Below are 15,374 nucleotides of genomic sequence, written 5' to 3' on the forward strand. Positions count from 1 at the left end.
CAGCTTGGCTGCGGCACCGGGCTTGATCGTCTGGAATCCGTTCGGCGAGAACGGGCCAACGGCGGTCTATTCGCTCTGACAAACAGACCGCCGGCATGGGTTCATATTCTCAAGCCCCGACTTTCCTAGCGGCAGGGACCTTCCATGTGCCGTTGATGATGGAAGGGTTCGTTTCCCTCGGCCAATACATGCGCAGCATGAGTATGAAATCCCCCTCGGGCGCCGGCAGCCAATTTGATTCCTTGTCCTTGCCCGGGGAGTCCTTCTGGATATAAAGATCGGTCGAGCCGTCAGCGTTTTTCTTCAGATCTTCGCGAGCGCTGATTGAGTAGCGGTTGATCGGATTCTTCACGAAGAAGTAGCCGCTGTCGTACATGGTCAGCGACCAAAACCCTTCCGCAGGAGGCAGGTGGCCCTTGGGAAACCGCATGACGTACTTGTTGGCGCCATTGTATTTGCGACCGTCCGCATCCTTTTGCGAGGTCGGGTAGACCGCATCCTGCGGACGGTTGGCGCCAAGTCCAATCGCGGTCACCAGCGCCCGCACCAGATAATCGGTGCCATAGATACCGGTTTTCGTCGTGAACGCGAAGCCGTTCTCGTCCGTGATCGCCTTGTTGACCTTGAACTGAAGCATGATCCTGTCGAACGACACCTCAGGGACGCGCCGCAGAAAATCCGCATTCAGCTTCTTCTCGTCGAAATCCTGTCCGGGGATGATGCCGATGCGGGCAAATTTTGCAAGCTGGGGTGCGTCCGCAGCGCTCGGCGGGTTGGTCTTCATCAACTCGCACAGCAGCTTAAAGTACGAGACCGCATCCATGCGATTGACTTGCTCGCGCACCGCCGTCTTCATGTCGATCGACGGATCGACCTTTCCGGGCGGTGGCGTGTACGGTTTACCATAGGCGCTGAGCGGAACGAGCTTGCACTCATCCTGCAGCTTGTGCACGGCGGCGTAATCTTCCGGTGTGCCGGTGCAATAGATGCGGCCGAGCAGCCACACGATGCTCGTGGGCGATTTGTACTCCTTCACGCCGGCCGGCAGCGTGCCTTTCCATCCTGGCCCAGTGATCGCATAGGTCTGCGCACCGGTGCCGGTGGTGCGCTTGCCCGGGACCTGGAACACCGTCGTCCAGCCGTCCAGCATCGGCATCAGGAAGTAGCGCCCCTTCATGTCGGGGATACTGAGGACCCAGGGTTCTTTCCCGACATCGAAGAAGGACGTCGTATACAGGGTATCGGCGTTCGGCGCGGTGACGTCCCGGAAGGATGCGTCAGGATATTGGCGCAGCTTGATAATGTGGCCCATCGGCCCCCGCGTTCCCACCGGTTCGGCAACGTTGGTGATGATCCGGCGCGTCATCTCCATCGTCACCAGGGGATAGCCGAAAATGTAGGCGTCGCTCGCGAACCAGAAATCCTCCAAGCCTTCCCCGACGCCAAGAAACGAGTCCTGGGCGAGTGCCGATCGTGCAGAGGCCGCTCCTGCCAGCAGCCCCATTCCGCCAAATGCGAGGGATCGACGAGTGATATCCATGGTGTTTCCCTTTCAAAATAATTCACAACTCAGGGGCAGCAACTTTCAGAGTTGACGGAAAGACGACGGCAATATCGCGTGACGAAGGTCGCCCCGAAGGACTGTGCATTGCTGAACCGGCTTCGATGCCGTCAATCTCCGTTGGCTCAATAGCAAGGCGGATAGGGATAGTACCCGCATCGCGGTGCGTAGTAGGGATAGGCCGCAGCTCCAACCGCGGCGGCCGCTCCCGCATAGGCGGCGCCACGGTAGAACGCGCCGCGCCAAGCCGTCCGGCGCGCGACACCGGCAAACGACAGCGGTGTGAACGGCCGGCCGATGATGTCGATGAAGACCGAAGCCGGTCCGTCGGCGCCCGCAAGATCGCCTTCGAGCACGTCGACATCGAACGTCAGCTTGTCGGCCTCCAGTTTTGGCGATTTGAGCACCACGACGGCATCGGCCACCGACGACCCATCTTTCCTGAACCCGGACACGGTAGCGTTCGGCGGATCTTTCGCGAAGTTGTCGTTGCCGTTGCCCCAATCCTCGACAATTCGTGACGTAAGATCGTGCCCGGCCGCCCGAACAGGTCGATCGGCAAATACAATTGCATTCGGCGAAATTCCCATCAGCACGAGCTTGCCGTCCTTCAGGCTCGCGCCGCGCGAGTTCAGAACAAAGAGGGACGGGACGACTTCAGGCTTCGCCTGACCTATAGATTTCTCGAGCGGAATATGCGGCTTGTTCTCAGGTGCGGATTGAGCAAAAAGCTTTTGGGGAAAGGCCAACAGCCCGGCGGCGCAAACCGCGATCAGAGCCAAGCGAAGCGTCATGTTAGTGCCCTCCTTGCAGGCTGGCTGTCCTTCTTCGATGAGCTTCAATTCAGGAAGCAGCTTCGCTACGCATTTCGCGCCAATCCAGATCGCGCGTCTTGCCATTTCGCGCCAAACATCGTGAATAGTTCAGCGATCAATCACGCCAGATTTTCTGCGCTGGCATCCCACTCTTTCCCTTACGTACGAGTTGCTGCTGCCTGTAAATGACAGGTTGGATTTTCATCAAACGTACAAAGGTGCGGCTGAAGCTGCTCGCGTTGCGATACCCGAGAAATTTAGCGATATCCGACAGGGGCTTGCGTGAGTCGACGAGCAAGTGGCAAGCGATGTTCAGGCGAACCTCTGCAAGTATCTCGCTGTGACTTGTGCCCATACGCCCAAGGTGACGCTGCAACGTGCGCGAGCTGATTTTGAGAGAGCGAGCGGTACTATCGAGGGTTGCGTCACCGTGTCGCAGTGACGCGTCAATGGCGGCGCGGACCGCTTGGAAAGAAGGTAACCGAACAGCTCTCATCGCCGCGAAGCCCATGCTCCTGCAAGAGAAAGCGCTGCATTAATTCTAAAGGCGTGCCGACGACGAATCTGGCCATCAGCCGCCAAAGTTTCTCATTCAAATGAATTTGGTCGGGAGCGTGAGCAGGCCTGTCCTAAAGGACAGGGGCGGGGAGGTCGTTGCTCCGCTAGGCTGCGATCACGGCAAGCTTGTTGGGCAGGCAGCAATGACCGCAATTCCATTGACCCGTTGTCAATTTCTCATTCCATTTGCCGAGATTCATTCAGAGATCGGCGGGCCCACTGCGACCCTTCTCGCCAAGTTTAAGTTGCCGACGTCGCTGCAGGAAAAGGCAGACCACTACGTGCCGCTGCTGCCAGCCGTTCGCTTCGCGACGGCTGCGCAGCAAAAGCAGGGATTGTCGGAGATCGCCTTTCGAGCAGCCCAGAGGCTTTCATTCGATCATCTGAGCGACGCGATGCGCGTTCGAATCCGTCATTCACCGACCTTGTTGGCCGCTCTTGAGCAGATGTGCAAATGGGCGCCGGTTGAAGATACAAGTCTTCAGCTATGGCTGGAGCCATGCGACGCAAGCGTGAAAATTTGCAGCAGGATCGCTGGAACGCAAGGGATCTCCGATCTTGAGATATCCCAATGGCTTCAGAACGTATTCGTCCTGCACATCGTCCGCCAGTTCGCTGGCGCGAACTGGATGCCCAAAGTGATCGCGTTTGAAGCAAATTATAAACCGAGCATTGAGGTTCAATCGCTTTGGCCGCACACGCGCTTCATGTCGGGACAGAAGGCGTCATGGATCGAGGTGCCGTTGCAGTTTTTGAGCCTTCCGAATGGGGATGCCGCCCGATCGAAGTTACCGGAAACCGAGAGGCAGCCATTCGGTGATGACATCGTCAGCGTTCTCAGGTTGGCTCTGCCGTCCTACCTTGACGAGGGCGGCCCGACGATAGCCCAGGCGGCCGAAATGGCTGCCTTGAGCGTCAGGAGCCTCCAGAGGAAGCTTGCCTTGGCGGGGCTCACATACTCCGGCCTGCTAGAGCAGGTCCGCTTCAACAATGCCGTCAAGCTCCTGAGCAGTACCGAAACCAAGATCATCGACGTGGCATTTTCGTCGGGCTACGCCGATCCTGCCCATTTTGCCCGTGCTTTCCGTCGAATCTCCGGCTGCACCCCACGCGAGTTTCGCGAGAGAGCAAGAAGCGGACAAGCTGAGATCGATCACAACTCCACGCGATCGAACGATGATCGTCTCTAGAGAAGAGTCGCGCTTGCGCGCCTCTCTCCGTAGAGGCGCAGAGTTTTCGGGCTTCAGATCGATTTTGGGAGCCGGACTGTCCGCGACATTGATGTTCCCGACTGGGACGGCCCTTAGCGCAAACGATGACGACGTCGCTATCAAAGCACCGGTGCCAGCGATCTATCTCGACCTAAGAACGATCTATGCGCAGGTTCCAGCAGGGTCGCTTGCATTCGGCTTTGGCCATCCAACGCTGTTCAATGCGTTGCGAACGTTTGATGCGGCATTTCCGACCAGCCTGCCAGCGGCGAAATCTCTCAACGTGGATTTTCCCCTAACGGTCGACGTCACCGACAGCGTCTCGTTATATACCGGCGTCTCCGGCAATTCGACGGAGTTCGGAGGCGCCGGGTGGTCGTCCTTTCAAATCACGAGCTGGAACATCGGTATCCAGGCGGATGTTTATCAGCAGAACGGCGGGCTCTTTCCTACCGTGACGCTGCAATCGACCTTCACACAGTCGATCCCCAACGGCCCGCTCACCACGACGTCCTTCAACAACATTCTCGAATTCGATTACGCCCTCGATTCCGACGAGACCAGAGGGTTGCTCGCTGGATTCCAATACACGCGCACTGACGTTGCCGACAAGCTGGTGAAAATCAACCCAAACACGATCGCCTATATCGGCGGCTACTATCAATGGCCGAACAATTGGAAGTTCACCGGGCGAGTGGGCGTGCAATCCTTCCAAGGTGCGCAGCTTGTTAGCCTTGCGTCGATTCAGCCCTACACACAAGCGATTGTGCGGCTCGATCTCGATCGCATGGACGATAACGACAATCGCTTGTTTGGTGTCACGGCCGAAATCATGTGGGTACCGAAGCCCGCGTATCAGCTGACGGTTAGAACGCCGTTGTATGCGGTTCGCAATTAGGCGCGCCTTGATCCCAGATATCCCGGGCTTTTTGCTGGATCAACGCGCAGCGCGTCTACAGCTTGACGCCAAATTTCAGTTTCGGCCGCATCGCGACCACCCACCATGGTATTTTCCTCCGACGAGACGATCTTCGCTCGCTCGTCTCTCGTCCTGGCGCCGTGAAGCAATAACGTCCTGAGGTTCCGGCGCGTGCAACGTCTAGCAGCCTCATCAGCTCATATTTCGATTTTCCGAAGATGGCCAGAATGCCACTGTTTTGCCCGACGGGTCAACCGGCTTTTGCGCGAATGCAAAAGTCGTTGTGCCAACAACACTTAGCTACTGTGCATGGGGTTGTTTTCGCAAATCTTAGTGGTCAGCGCCTACACTTCAGCTCGACCATGCGGAACTTTTTCCTCGTCGCCACGTTGTGTCGCCATGGGTGAAGAGCTTTCCTTCCGACGCAAACCCCTGACCCCCGAGCAGCGCCAGGCGCGCGATGCGGCGCGCCGGATCGAGGCCGAAAAGGCCATGCGCGATCATGAAGAGGCGCAGAAGGCGTTTTACGCCAACAAGGAGCGGCTGAAAGCCGAACGCCTCGCGCGCGAGGCGGCCGCGGCGAAGGGCTGACCAAACGCGGTCGGCGCTGACAATCTCCTAGATCGATCTTTCGACCGAAGCCGGCACGCCATGCCGATTGGGTGTTCCCGTCGCGCTCAAGACCAGCTTGAGCGCGCCCGGTCGCGCGCCCATCGGCGGGCTTGACGGCGTTTGCGTTTCGGGAGGAAGCTTCGAATGATCCTCAATTGACTTGAATGACGGAGACGTTCGCTCCCAGCCAGTCCGACCCCTTCAGCGAAAGCGAGAATGGAGCTGACCATGACCACGTTCGACAAGCGCGAGCAGGGCTTTGAAGCAAAGTTCGTCCACGACGAGGAGCTGATGTTCAAGGCGACGGCCCGGTCCAACAGGCTGCTCGGGCTCTGGGCCGCAAGCCAGCTCGGCCTCAGCGCCGACCAGGCGGCAAGCTACGCAACTGCGCTGGTCACGGACAATCTGGAGAGGCAGACGATCGACGACATCGTGAGCAAGGTGTCAGGCGATCTCGCCGCCAAGGGCGTTGCGCGCGAGCAGGTGGCGCAGAAGCTTCTGGAGTACCTCCGCCAGGTCATGCAGCAGCTCGAAGCCGACAAATAGCAAATTCGGTCGTTGCGCCTCATTCGGCGTGCTTGCGCGCGCCGGAATCACCGAGCTTGTCGACGTAGGCGATGCCGAGCGCCGAGACAATGAAAGTGATATGGATCAGCACCTGCCACATCACGCCGTTCTCGGTGTAGGTGGCCCGGTTCGAGCCGAGATTGCCGGCCTCGATGAAGGTGCGCAGCAGCGCGATCGAGGAGATGCCGATGATGGCCATGGCGAGCTTGATCTTCAGCACACTGGCATTGACGTGGCCGAGCCATTCCGGCTCGTCGGGATGACCCTGGAGGTCGAGCCGCGAGACGAAGGTCTCGTAGCCGCCGACGATCACCATCACCAGCAGGTTGGAGATCATCACGACGTCGATCAGCGCCAGCACGCTCATCATGATCTGCTGCTCGGTGAGGTCGAGCGCGTGCCAGGACAGATGCCAGAGCTCCTTGAGGAACAGCGCGATGTAGACGCACTGCGCCACGATCAGTCCGAGATAGAGCGGCAGCTGCAGCCAGCGCGAGCCGAAGATGATCATCGGCAGCGGGCCCAGGCGCGGCGAGGGCGGACGGGCTTCGGTGCGCAGTTCGGATTGGAATCCAGTCTCAACCGACATCCAGGCGGCATCCTCGCATCGAGATGATCTCGCTGCCATGTAGCCCGGCAAGATGGCCGGCGGCAGACGGGGCGCGCTACTCGCTATCCAGGGATCGCGCCATTTCGTGCTACGGTGCCGGTCGGCCGTCGCGCGGGCGGCCAGGATCGGGATCAAGACCGGAGGCGGGGCGTGTTTCGCAGCAGGAAATGGGCGGGCGGGATCGCGCTCGTTGCCGCGATCATGGCCGGCTCCGGCGGCACAGAAGTCTCGGCAACGCCGCTGACCCCGTTCCGCTACGAGGCTCAGGCGCAGCGCCATTGTCCGCACGATCAGGTGGTCTGGCTCGATTTCAGGAAGGGCGTCTACTACACCAGGGGTCAGAAGCGATATCGCCAGGGCTTTGACGGCAGCTTCGTCTGTCTGAGCGAGGCCCGCGACGGCCGCTATCGCCGCTCGCTGTTGGGTCTGCGCTGAGCGGCGCGTCGCCGGGGCTCAAAGGTGAGCCGGCTATTTCCGGCTCGGCAGCTTCACCGGCACGTGCGCGGAGGTGCTGATGACCCGGGGACTTCCGTCGGGATAGGTGCGATCGCCGCGGATCAGGGATTCGAGAACCAGGAAGAACTTCTCGGCAAGCATGTGAGTCACCCTCGTCGGTGATGGCCTCTTGAAAATAAGTCGAGGCGCCGAAGGCGGAAATTCAATCAACTAAACGGGAGCGGGACAATCCGGGCAAACACCTGTTTGCAGCACGGCATGGTCGTCGTCGGGAAAGTGCGAAGATCTCGTCCGAGATCAGCCGAAGGCCAGGGCCACAAGGCCCGAGCAGAGCAGGACCAAGCCGCCTGCGGTCAATGCCAGGAAGCCATCGGATACGAGGTCATGGTTGCGCATGGGACACCTGCCGCTCTCGTCCTCGATGCTCGATCGGATCCATTAAAATTGTCCGAACGTGCCGCCTTGAAAGAGGTGATGCTTGCCGCCCCGCGCGAGTGCCTTCAGGCCCTCGTGCGGTAACCTTCAAACGCATGGGCCAGGAAGATCCCCGCGCTTACCAGACCCATCAGTGCCGAAACCGTCTCGATCATCGTTAAATTCCACATCCCGCCCTTGCATTCGAGAGAACGCGTGCGGCCTTGCACAGTCAAAAGAATTTCGGTGAGCGGCGTGACAATGGGGGTGGAGTGAGGATTTGGCGCAACAGAATGTCCAGCCTTGGCACAGAGCAGGGCCCCCGCGCTCCGTAGATCAACGGAGGCGAGCGAACGTCCCGTTTACCATCCCGGCGTGATCGCCGTGGGCTCCCCATTTCCGCCGTGTTCGGGTTGCGTTATCGTTACCGCTTCCGATGCGGTGGTGGGCCGCCTCGGATTACAAGGACCGGACGGCGCTCCCCGCGGCTAAAGCGGGATGGGTACGCGCCCGGCGAAATGGTATTTGGGGCGAATGGGGATCCGACGGTCAGATTCGGTTTTGCGGGCCGCGCGCGGTGTTGCGGCGGTCGCGACCTGCCTTGCGCTCGCCAATTGCGCCTCCTCGAACAAGTTCGCCAGCCGCGTCGATCCGAAATACGGGGTGTCCTCGAGCCCCCGGGTCGTGGCCTGGGGCGACCCGGTCCCGAAGGGGGGCGGCACCTACCGCGTCGGCAAGCCCTATGTCGTGGCGGGCCGGACCTATGTGCCGGAGGAGGATGTCAACTACCGCGCCGAGGGCATGGCGTCGTGGTATGGCGATGATTTCCACGGCCGCCTGACCGCCAATGGCGAAGTGTTCGACATGGCCTCGCTGACCGCGGCGCATCCGACCCTGCCGATGCCGTCCTACGCGCGGGTGACCAATATCTCGAACGGCAAGTCGCTGATCGTCCGCGTCAATGACCGCGGGCCCTATCACGGCAACCGGCTCATCGACGTCTCGAACAAGGCCGCCGAACTCCTTGAATTCAAAGGCAATGGCGTCGCCAAGGTCCGGGTCGAATATGTCGGCCGGGCGCCGCTCGAAGGCTCCGACGACCGCCAGCTGATGGCGACCTTGCGCACCGGCATTCCGGCGCCGACGCCCTCGATGGTCCGGGTCGCTTCGGCCAAGCCTTTCGTGCCGGAATTGCCCGCACCGAGCCGCGGTGCCATTCGCGGCGAGGTTCCGATGCCGGAGGGGCGGCCCTACAACCTCGGCAACAGCTCGGCGGATATGGCTTCGCTCAATGCGACCTCGGAAATGTCGGCCTCGAGCCGCAGCCGGGGCCGGGCGCTACACAACGCGCGGGCCGTGTCCTATGACGAGGACGGCCGCTACGCGACCGAGAGCGCTACTCCGTCTGCCGCCTATACCTCGGACGGCGCGGCCGAGGCCCGCAGCATCCTGAGCGGTCGCGGTCTCTACTGAGACGCGCTTTCCTTCAAGAACGTCACCAGCTCCGCGTTCACCTCCTCGGGCCGCTCCTGCTGTACCCAATGGCCGGCGCCTTCCAGGATCAGCTTGCGCTTCAGATTGGGCAGCACGCGCTCGAGCTCGTTGACGCGCTTGGCCCCGATCAGGCCGGTGATGACGGCGTCTTTGGAGCCGGCGATGAACAGCGAGGGCTGATGGATCTGCGCATCCTGCCAGGGGGCCGTCAGCTCCCAATTGCGGTCGATGTTGCGGTACCAATTCAACCCGCCGCGGAAACCGGACTTGCGGAAGCACTCGGTGAAATAGGCGAGATCAGCCTCGTTCAGCCAGCCGGGCAGCGGCCCCTCGGCGCCCGCATGGCCGAGAAAGCCCTTGCCCTCCTGCACGAACATGGCTGCCGAGGGATCGGCGAGGCCGCGGCCGCCAAGCACGATGCGCATGGTGCGGGCGACGTCGCGCTCGAGCTCGGCTTCGGCGACGCCGGGCGTCTGGAAATACTGCCAGTAGAAATTGGTGATGCCGCCCTGGCGCAGCAAATCGAGCGGCTTGCCGCGGCCTCGGAACGGCGGCGGCACGCTCAGGCCGGCGACCGCCGTGAAGATATCTGGGCGGAACAGCGCCGCGTGCCAGGCGACCGGTGCACCCCAGTCGTGGCCGACCACCATCGCCTTGCTCTCGCCCAGCGCCTGGACGAGGCCGACGACATCGCCGACCGTGTCGAAGATGGAGTAGGCGACAACATCAGCCGGCGCCGCGCTCTGGCCATAGCCGCGCATGTCGGGGGCGACGACGTGAAACCCGGCCTCTGCCAACGCCGGGATCTGGTGACGCCAGGAATAGGACAGTTCCGGCCAGCCATGGCACAGCACCACCAGCGGCCCCTGGCCGGCCTCGCGGATGAAGAGCTCGACCCCGTTGGCCTTGATCATCCGGGTTGAGGACATTCGCTTTTCCGCCTTGTTTCAGGGGTTTGGTCGGGAAATATAAGATGCCACGATAGGGGCGCGAGGAGAATCGTGCAATCTCAGGGACAAGCGTCCAGCTCCGTGTTGTTCGCATCTGTTCCAACTGCTAGAACGCCGCTCTCAGGGCTTGGCCATGGCATTTCGTCCTTCTTTGCTTCGTCGCTCCCGGTTCACCGCCGGTGCGCTGGCGCGCGGGCTGATCGCGGCGGTTCTGGCCGCGGCCATCGGCTGGGGCGGGGCGCTCTACGCCGCCAACCAGAGCGTGCAGGGCGCCAAGAAGGCGGAAGACACGGGCTTCGACGGCGACGCCCCGACTGCGATCCTGATCGAGGCCTCCTCGGGCAGCGTGCTGTTCGAGAAGAACGCCGACGAGCTGCGCGCGCCCTCCAGCATGATGAAGCTGATGACCGCGGAGGTCGTCTTCAACGCCATCAAGAAGGGCGACATCAAGCTGACCGACGAGTACCGGATCAGCGAGAATGCCTGGCGCAGGGGCGGCGCGCCCTCGGGCGGCTCGACCATGTTCGCCGCCATCAACAGCAAGGTCTCGGTCGACGATCTCCTGCATGGGGCGATCATCCAGAGCGGCAACGATGCCTGCATCGCGCTCGCCGAAGCCATGGCGGGCAACGAGCGGATTTTCGCGGCCGACTTCATGACCAAGCGCGCGCGCGAGCTCGGCCTCACCAGATCGACCTTCGCCAACTCCAACGGCTTGCCCGATCCCGGCAACAAGATGACAGTGCGCGAGCTCGGCATCCTCGCCCGCCACATCATCCTGGACTTCCCCGAGTTCTACAAACTGTTCGGCGAGAAGGAGTTTACCTGGAACAAGATCCGCCAGCCCAACCGCAATCCGCTGCTCAATTCGATGGAAGGCGCTGACGGTCTCAAGACCGGCTACACCAAGGAAGGCGGCTACGGTATGGTGGGCTCGGCCGTGCAAAACGGCACGCGCCTGATCGTCGTGGTCAACGGGCTCGACGATCCCGAAGACCGCGCCACGGAAGCCAAGAAGATGCTGGAATGGGGCTTCCGCAATTTCGAGAGCCGCGTGCTGATCGCGGCCGAGCAACCCGTCGGCTACGCCAAGGTGTTCGGCGGCGAGAGCCGCTCGGTCAAGCTCATGGCCAAGACGCCCGTGAAGGTGATGGTGCACAGGAACGGCAGCGACAAGCTGATCGCCCGCATCATCTATAGCGGCCCGGTGCGCGCGCCGGTCGAAGCCGGCCAGAGGGTCGGCGTGGTCAAGGTCTGGCGCAGCGGCAACATCGCGGTGGAGACACCGGTCTATGCCGCCGAAGCGATCGGCACCGGCTCGACCATGCGCCGCGCGATCGACGGCGCCAGCGAGCTCGTGATCGGCATGTTCCGCGCGGGCGCCGAGAAGCTCTGACCATGAGTAAAAGCCCGGTACGGTGGCCGTCTGGACGCGGACGCTTCATCACCTTTGAAGGTGGCGAGGGGGCCGGCAAGTCGACCCAGATCAAGAAGCTGGCCGACCGTCTCAAGGCGGCAAGGATGCGCATCCTTGTCACGCGCGAGCCAGGCGGCTCGCCGGGCGCCGAGATCATGCGTCATCTGGTGCTGTCAGGCATGGGCAAGCTGCTTGGACCCGAAGCCGAGACGCTGCTGTTCGCTGCTGCCCGCGACGATCACGTCCGCACCGTTATCCAGCCCGCGCTCAGCCAAGGCATCTGGGTGCTGTGCGACCGCTTCGCCGACTCGACGCGGGCCTATCAGGGCAGCCTCGGCCGCGTGCCAGACGGCCTGATCAACGCGATGCAGCGGGTCACGATCGGCGATCTCAAGCCGGATCTCACCATCATCCTCGACCTGCCGGTCGAGATCGGCCTGCAGCGCGCCGCCGCGCGCCGCGGCAGCGCCACGCCCGACAGGTTCGAGGGCGAGGATCTCAAGTTCCACGAGGACCTGCGCGACGCCTATCTCAAGATCGCCGCGGAAGATCCCGCGCGTTGCGCGCTGATCGACGCCAATTCCGATCCCGATACGGTTGCCGGGCGTGTCTGGACGGCGCTGCGGGAACGTCTCCTTCCCACGCCCTCTTCGGTGATTTCCGCATGAGCCCGCGTCAGACCGAGCGCGAAACCGCCATTGCTCATCCGCGCGAGACGTCGAGGCTGTTCGGGCATCGCGACGCCGAGACGGCGCTGCTGACTGCCTATCGCAGCGGGCGCATCCCGCATGCCTGGCTGATCGGCGGGCCGCAAGGGATCGGCAAGGCAACGCTGGCCTACCGCATGGCGCGCTTCGTGCTCGCCCATGGCCAGCCGCTGGCGCCGTCCGTGCAGCACGCCCAAGACCTTGCGATCGATCCCGAGGACGCTGTGGCGCGGCAGGTTGCGGCGAGCTCGCATGGCGGCCTGTTGACGCTGGAGCGCACCGCGAACGACCGCGGCGTGATGCGCACCGTGATCACCGTCGACGAGACGCGCGAGACGATCGGCTTCTTCGGCTCGACGGCCGCCGCCGAAGGTTGGCGCGTCTGCATCGTCGATACCGTCGACGAGCTCAATCCAAACGCGGCCAACGCGCTGCTGAAAATCCTCGAAGAACCGCCGCAGCAATCGCTGTTCCTGCTGGTGAGCCACGCACCCGCACGCGTGCTCGCCACGATCCAGTCGCGCTGCCGCAAGCTGCGCCTGCGTCCGCTCGTCACGGACGACGTGATCGGTGCTGCGGCTTCGGCGGCCGACCTCGACCCGAACGATCCCGCCCTGCGCGAAGCGGCGGAGGCCTCCGAGGGCAGTGTAGCGCGGGCGCTGACGCTGCTCGGCGGTGATGCGCTCAAGCTCCAGCAGCGCACGGCAGCAATGCTCGCGCGTTTGCCGCAGGTCGATCCGCGCGAATTGCACACGCTCGGCGATTCGCTTGGCACCAGCGACCGCGTCGCGCTTGCCGCCTTCATCGACGGCATCGACCGCTGGATCGCCGAGCGCCTGCATGCGGATGAAGCCAATGCCAACCAGAACCTGCCGCGCCTTGCGCGGCTAGCTGAGGTATGGGAAAAGATCGTCCGCGCCGCGCGCGACACCGAAACCTACAATCTGGAGCGCAAGCCCTTGGTTTTCTCGGTGTTCGGCTGGCTGGCGGACGCAACGCGCTAGAGCATGATCCGGAAAAGTGCGGAGCGGTTTTCCGAAAGGATCATGCAACCTGACGCAGGTTCGTTTCCAAATTTTGAGAAGCCGGTAAAGGAATTCGTCGTGGCAACGCGAGCTAAGAAAACCGCCAAGGGCAAGAGCAGCAAGAAGAAGGCTGCAAAGGTGCTTGCGCGCAAAGCTGCCAAAAAGACCAAGAAGGCCGCCGCGAAGAAGGGCGTGAAGAAGAGCGCTGCGAAGACGGCAAAACGGGCTGGCAAGAAGGCTACCAAGAAGCAGGTCGTCGCCAAGAAGGCGGTGAAGAAAGCGGCCAAAAAGCCAGCCACGGTTCCAGTGAAGCCAGCCAAGGCTCCAGCGAAGAACGTGGCCAAGAAGGCGAAGGTGACTGCGCCTGCTGCGATCGCAGCGCCGGCTCCTGTCGTCGCGCCACCGAAGGCTGCGAAGCCCAAGGAATCGAAAAAGGCGCCGCGTGCCCCGAAGCCCGCCATAGTCGCCGCTCCGCAGGCCACTGCTCCGGTCGCCGCCCCCGCGCGCGACAACGTCTTCTACATCACGACGGCGATCGCTTATCCCAATGGCAGCCCGCATATCGGCCACGCCTATGAAGCGATCGCGACCGACGTGCTGGCGCGCTTCGCGCGGCTCGACGGCAAGGACGTATTCTTCCTGACCGGCACCGACGAGCACGGTCAAAAAATGGTTCAGACGGCCGCCGGTGAGAACATGTCCGTCTCCGCGCTCGCGGCGCGCAATGCCGGCCGCTTCAAGGAGATGGACGAGCGTCTGAACGTGTCGTTCGACCGCTTCATCCGCACCACCGAAGAGCAGCATCATCGCTCCAGCCAGGAGATCTGGCGACGCATGGAAGCGAATGGCGACATCTATGCCGACATCTATTCGGGCTGGTACTCGGTCCGTGACGAGGCGTATTACGCCGAGGACGAGACGCGCCTGAACGATGACGGCGTACGGCTCGGACCGCAGGGTACGCCGGTCGAGTGGGTCGAGGAAAAGAGCTATTTCTTCCGCCTGTCGGCGTACCAGGACAAGCTGCTCAAGCTTTATGCGGATCATCCCGATTTCATCGGGCCGGACTCCCGCAAGAACGAGGTGGTAAGCTTCGTCAGAGGGGGCCTGCGCGATCTCTCGATCTCGCGCACCACCTTCGATTGGGGCGTGAAGGTGCCCGGCGACGAAGAGCACGTGATGTATGTCTGGGTCGACGCGCTGACCAACTACATCACCGGGGTCGGCTTCCCCGACGAGAGCGACAACAGCTGGCGCTATTGGCCGGCCGACGTGCACATCATCGGCAAGGACATCATCCGTTTCCATGCGGTGTATTGGCCGGCGTTCCTGATGTCGGCAGGCATTCCGCTGCCGAAGCGGGTCTATGCCCACGGCTTTCTGTTCAACAGGGGCGAGAAGATGTCGAAGTCGGTCGGCAATGTCGTCGACCCCTTCAACCTCGCCGACCAGTATGGCGTCGACCAGATGCGCTATTTCTTCCTGCGCGAGGTGCCGTTCGGCCAGGACGGCAATTACAACCACGAGGCCATTGTCGCGCGCATCAATGCCGATCTCGCCAACGATCTCGGCAACCTTGCGCAACGCTCGTTGTCGATGATCGCCAAGCAGCTCGGCGGCGTGCTGCCGGAGCCCGGCGAGTTCAGCGACAACGACAAGGCGATCCTTGCGATGGCCGACGGCATGATCGCCACGTCACGCGAAGCAATGGCGACGCAGCAGATCCATCACTGGCTCAACGCCGTGTGGGCCGTGGTCGCGGAGGCCAACCGCTATTTCGCGGGCGAGGCGCCGTGGGCGCTCGCCAAGACCGATCCTGTCAGGCAGAAGACGGTGCTCTATGTCACCGCCGAAGTCGTGCGCCAGATCGCGATCCTGGCCCAGCCGGCGATGCCGACCGCCTCGGGATTGCTGCTCGACAGCCTCGGCATCCCCGCAGCCGAGCGCAACTTCGCTGCGCTCGGTGGCACCTCGCGCATCGCTCCGGGCTCGACGCTGCCGGCGCCGAAACCGGCGTTCCCGCGCTACATCGAGCCGGCGGCCTGAAGGCGGTCGCGC

16 protein-coding genes are annotated in these 15,374 nt (G+C 62.3%); 10 read left to right on the forward strand and 6 right to left on the reverse strand.

Translation table 11 applies throughout. The features are described from left to right. Positions 1-109: 109 nt before the first annotated feature. The 3 genes from ACNJX8_RS21500 to ACNJX8_RS21510 all read right to left on the reverse strand — a co-directional run bounded on the left by ACNJX8_RS21500 (position 110) and on the right by ACNJX8_RS21510 (position 2,887). Positions 110-1,540 (reverse strand): DUF1254 domain-containing protein, encoded by a 1,431-nt coding sequence (locus ACNJX8_RS21500; RefSeq protein WP_439356675.1) that lies wholly within the window; start codon positions 1,538-1,540, stop codon positions 110-112. 146 nt (positions 1,541-1,686) lie between these two features. Continuing rightward, positions 1,687-2,355 carry a hypothetical protein gene (locus ACNJX8_RS21505; protein WP_439356676.1) on the reverse strand — a complete coding sequence of 223 codons (669 nt, stop codon included), beginning with the start codon at positions 2,353-2,355 and terminating at the stop codon, positions 1,687-1,689. Between the two features lie 136 nt (positions 2,356-2,491). Next, the gene (locus ACNJX8_RS21510; RefSeq protein WP_439356677.1) at positions 2,492-2,887 is read right to left on the reverse strand and encodes a helix-turn-helix domain-containing protein; all 396 of its coding nucleotides are present in this window, start codon (positions 2,885-2,887) and stop codon (positions 2,492-2,494) included. A 190-nt stretch (positions 2,888-3,077) separates the two neighbouring features. Here ACNJX8_RS21510 and ACNJX8_RS21515 point away from each other — a divergent pair, with 190 nt between their 5' ends. The 4 genes from ACNJX8_RS21515 to ACNJX8_RS21530 all read left to right on the forward strand — a co-directional run bounded on the left by ACNJX8_RS21515 (position 3,078) and on the right by ACNJX8_RS21530 (position 6,222). Next, complete coding sequence (locus ACNJX8_RS21515; RefSeq protein ID WP_128941694.1) at positions 3,078-4,124, forward strand: helix-turn-helix transcriptional regulator; 1,047 nt, start codon at positions 3,078-3,080, stop codon at positions 4,122-4,124. Positions 4,125-4,215: 91 nt separating this feature from the next. Next, positions 4,216-5,043: a hypothetical protein gene (locus tag ACNJX8_RS21520; RefSeq protein ID WP_128941727.1), complete on the forward strand. Its 828-nt coding sequence runs from the start codon at positions 4,216-4,218 to the stop codon at positions 5,041-5,043. A 420-nt stretch (positions 5,044-5,463) separates the two neighbouring features. Further along, positions 5,464-5,655, forward strand: a complete 192-nt coding sequence (locus ACNJX8_RS21525; protein WP_439356678.1) for a hypothetical protein — start codon at positions 5,464-5,466, stop codon at positions 5,653-5,655. Between the two features lie 249 nt (positions 5,656-5,904). Beyond that, positions 5,905-6,222 carry a DUF1476 domain-containing protein gene (locus tag ACNJX8_RS21530; protein WP_164939255.1) on the forward strand — a complete coding sequence of 106 codons (318 nt, stop codon included), beginning with the start codon at positions 5,905-5,907 and terminating at the stop codon, positions 6,220-6,222. Between the two features lie 19 nt (positions 6,223-6,241). Here the strand turns inward: ACNJX8_RS21530 and ACNJX8_RS21535 are convergent, their stop codons facing one another. Next, positions 6,242-6,832 (reverse strand): TIGR00645 family protein, encoded by a 591-nt coding sequence (locus ACNJX8_RS21535; RefSeq protein WP_439356679.1) that lies wholly within the window; start codon positions 6,830-6,832, stop codon positions 6,242-6,244. A gap of 222 nt (positions 6,833-7,054) precedes the next feature. On the opposite strand from ACNJX8_RS21535, the gene ACNJX8_RS21540 reads away from it, so the two are divergent. After that, positions 7,055-7,288: a hypothetical protein gene (locus ACNJX8_RS21540; RefSeq protein WP_244551318.1), complete on the forward strand. Its 234-nt coding sequence runs from the start codon at positions 7,055-7,057 to the stop codon at positions 7,286-7,288. 33 nt (positions 7,289-7,321) lie between these two features. On the opposite strand, the gene ACNJX8_RS21545 is transcribed toward ACNJX8_RS21540, so the two are convergent. Then, positions 7,322-7,450: a hypothetical protein gene (locus ACNJX8_RS21545; protein WP_283810976.1), complete on the reverse strand. Its 129-nt coding sequence runs from the start codon at positions 7,448-7,450 to the stop codon at positions 7,322-7,324. An 807-nt stretch (positions 7,451-8,257) separates the two neighbouring features. On the opposite strand from ACNJX8_RS21545, the gene ACNJX8_RS21550 reads away from it, so the two are divergent. Next, the gene (locus ACNJX8_RS21550; RefSeq protein WP_439356680.1) at positions 8,258-9,196 is read left to right on the forward strand and encodes a septal ring lytic transglycosylase RlpA family protein; all 939 of its coding nucleotides are present in this window, start codon (positions 8,258-8,260) and stop codon (positions 9,194-9,196) included. Here ACNJX8_RS21550 and ACNJX8_RS21555 read toward each other — a convergent pair. Continuing rightward, positions 9,190-10,146: an alpha/beta fold hydrolase gene (locus tag ACNJX8_RS21555; protein WP_439356681.1), complete on the reverse strand. Its 957-nt coding sequence runs from the start codon at positions 10,144-10,146 to the stop codon at positions 9,190-9,192. The two genes, ACNJX8_RS21550 and ACNJX8_RS21555, sit on opposite strands and share 7 nt — an antisense overlap. Before the next feature lie 154 nt (positions 10,147-10,300). Between ACNJX8_RS21555 and ACNJX8_RS21560 the strand changes: the two genes are divergently transcribed. From ACNJX8_RS21560 to metG, 4 genes are all read left to right on the forward strand, one after another. Further along, positions 10,301-11,563, forward strand: coding sequence for a D-alanyl-D-alanine carboxypeptidase family protein (locus tag ACNJX8_RS21560; protein WP_439356682.1), 1,263 nt, complete (start codon positions 10,301-10,303; stop codon positions 11,561-11,563). Positions 11,564-11,565: 2 nt separating this feature from the next. Continuing rightward, positions 11,566-12,252 carry a dTMP kinase gene (tmk, locus tag ACNJX8_RS21565; protein WP_439356683.1) on the forward strand — a complete coding sequence of 229 codons (687 nt, stop codon included), beginning with the start codon at positions 11,566-11,568 and terminating at the stop codon, positions 12,250-12,252. Then, a complete protein-coding gene (locus ACNJX8_RS21570; RefSeq protein ID WP_128933890.1) occupies positions 12,249-13,295 on the forward strand; it encodes a DNA polymerase III subunit delta' in 1,047 nt (348 codons plus the stop codon). Before tmk ends, ACNJX8_RS21570 begins: the two co-directional genes overlap by 4 nt. 99 nt (positions 13,296-13,394) lie before the next feature. Then, the gene (metG, locus tag ACNJX8_RS21575) at positions 13,395-15,362 is read left to right on the forward strand and encodes a methionine--tRNA ligase (RefSeq protein WP_439356684.1); all 1,968 of its coding nucleotides are present in this window, start codon (positions 13,395-13,397) and stop codon (positions 15,360-15,362) included. Positions 15,363-15,374 lie beyond the last annotated feature (12 nt).

Origin of the sequence: Bradyrhizobium sp. SPXBL-04 (assembly GCF_051853035.1) — a bacterium.
Taxonomy (GTDB): domain Bacteria; phylum Pseudomonadota; class Alphaproteobacteria; order Rhizobiales; family Xanthobacteraceae; genus Bradyrhizobium; species Bradyrhizobium zhanjiangense.

Coding starts and splice junctions, on each gene's coding strand:
- ACNJX8_RS21570 (WP_128933890.1), top strand. CDS start 12,249: ATGAGCCCGCGTCAGACCGAGCGCGAAACCGCCATTGCTCATCCGCGC.
- ACNJX8_RS21520 (WP_128941727.1), top strand. CDS start 4,216: ATGTTCCCGACTGGGACGGCCCTTAGCGCAAACGATGACGACGTCGCT.
- ACNJX8_RS21550 (WP_439356680.1), top strand. CDS start 8,258: ATGGGGATCCGACGGTCAGATTCGGTTTTGCGGGCCGCGCGCGGTGTT.
- ACNJX8_RS21535 (WP_439356679.1), bottom strand. CDS start 6,832: ATGTCGGTTGAGACTGGATTCCAATCCGAACTGCGCACCGAAGCCCGT.
- ACNJX8_RS21500 (WP_439356675.1), bottom strand. CDS start 1,540: ATGGATATCACTCGTCGATCCCTCGCATTTGGCGGAATGGGGCTGCTG.
- ACNJX8_RS21545 (WP_283810976.1), bottom strand. CDS start 7,450: ATGCTTGCCGAGAAGTTCTTCCTGGTTCTCGAATCCCTGATCCGCGGC.
- ACNJX8_RS21525 (WP_439356678.1), top strand. CDS start 5,464: ATGGGTGAAGAGCTTTCCTTCCGACGCAAACCCCTGACCCCCGAGCAG.
- ACNJX8_RS21515 (WP_128941694.1), top strand. CDS start 3,078: ATGACCGCAATTCCATTGACCCGTTGTCAATTTCTCATTCCATTTGCC.
- ACNJX8_RS21540 (WP_244551318.1), top strand. CDS start 7,055: ATGGCCGGCTCCGGCGGCACAGAAGTCTCGGCAACGCCGCTGACCCCG.
- ACNJX8_RS21555 (WP_439356681.1), bottom strand. CDS start 10,146: ATGTCCTCAACCCGGATGATCAAGGCCAACGGGGTCGAGCTCTTCATC.
- ACNJX8_RS21530 (WP_164939255.1), top strand. CDS start 5,905: ATGACCACGTTCGACAAGCGCGAGCAGGGCTTTGAAGCAAAGTTCGTC.
- ACNJX8_RS21560 (WP_439356682.1), top strand. CDS start 10,301: ATGGCATTTCGTCCTTCTTTGCTTCGTCGCTCCCGGTTCACCGCCGGT.
- tmk (WP_439356683.1), top strand. CDS start 11,566: ATGAGTAAAAGCCCGGTACGGTGGCCGTCTGGACGCGGACGCTTCATC.
- ACNJX8_RS21505 (WP_439356676.1), bottom strand. CDS start 2,355: ATGACGCTTCGCTTGGCTCTGATCGCGGTTTGCGCCGCCGGGCTGTTG.
- ACNJX8_RS21510 (WP_439356677.1), bottom strand. CDS start 2,887: ATGGGCTTCGCGGCGATGAGAGCTGTTCGGTTACCTTCTTTCCAAGCG.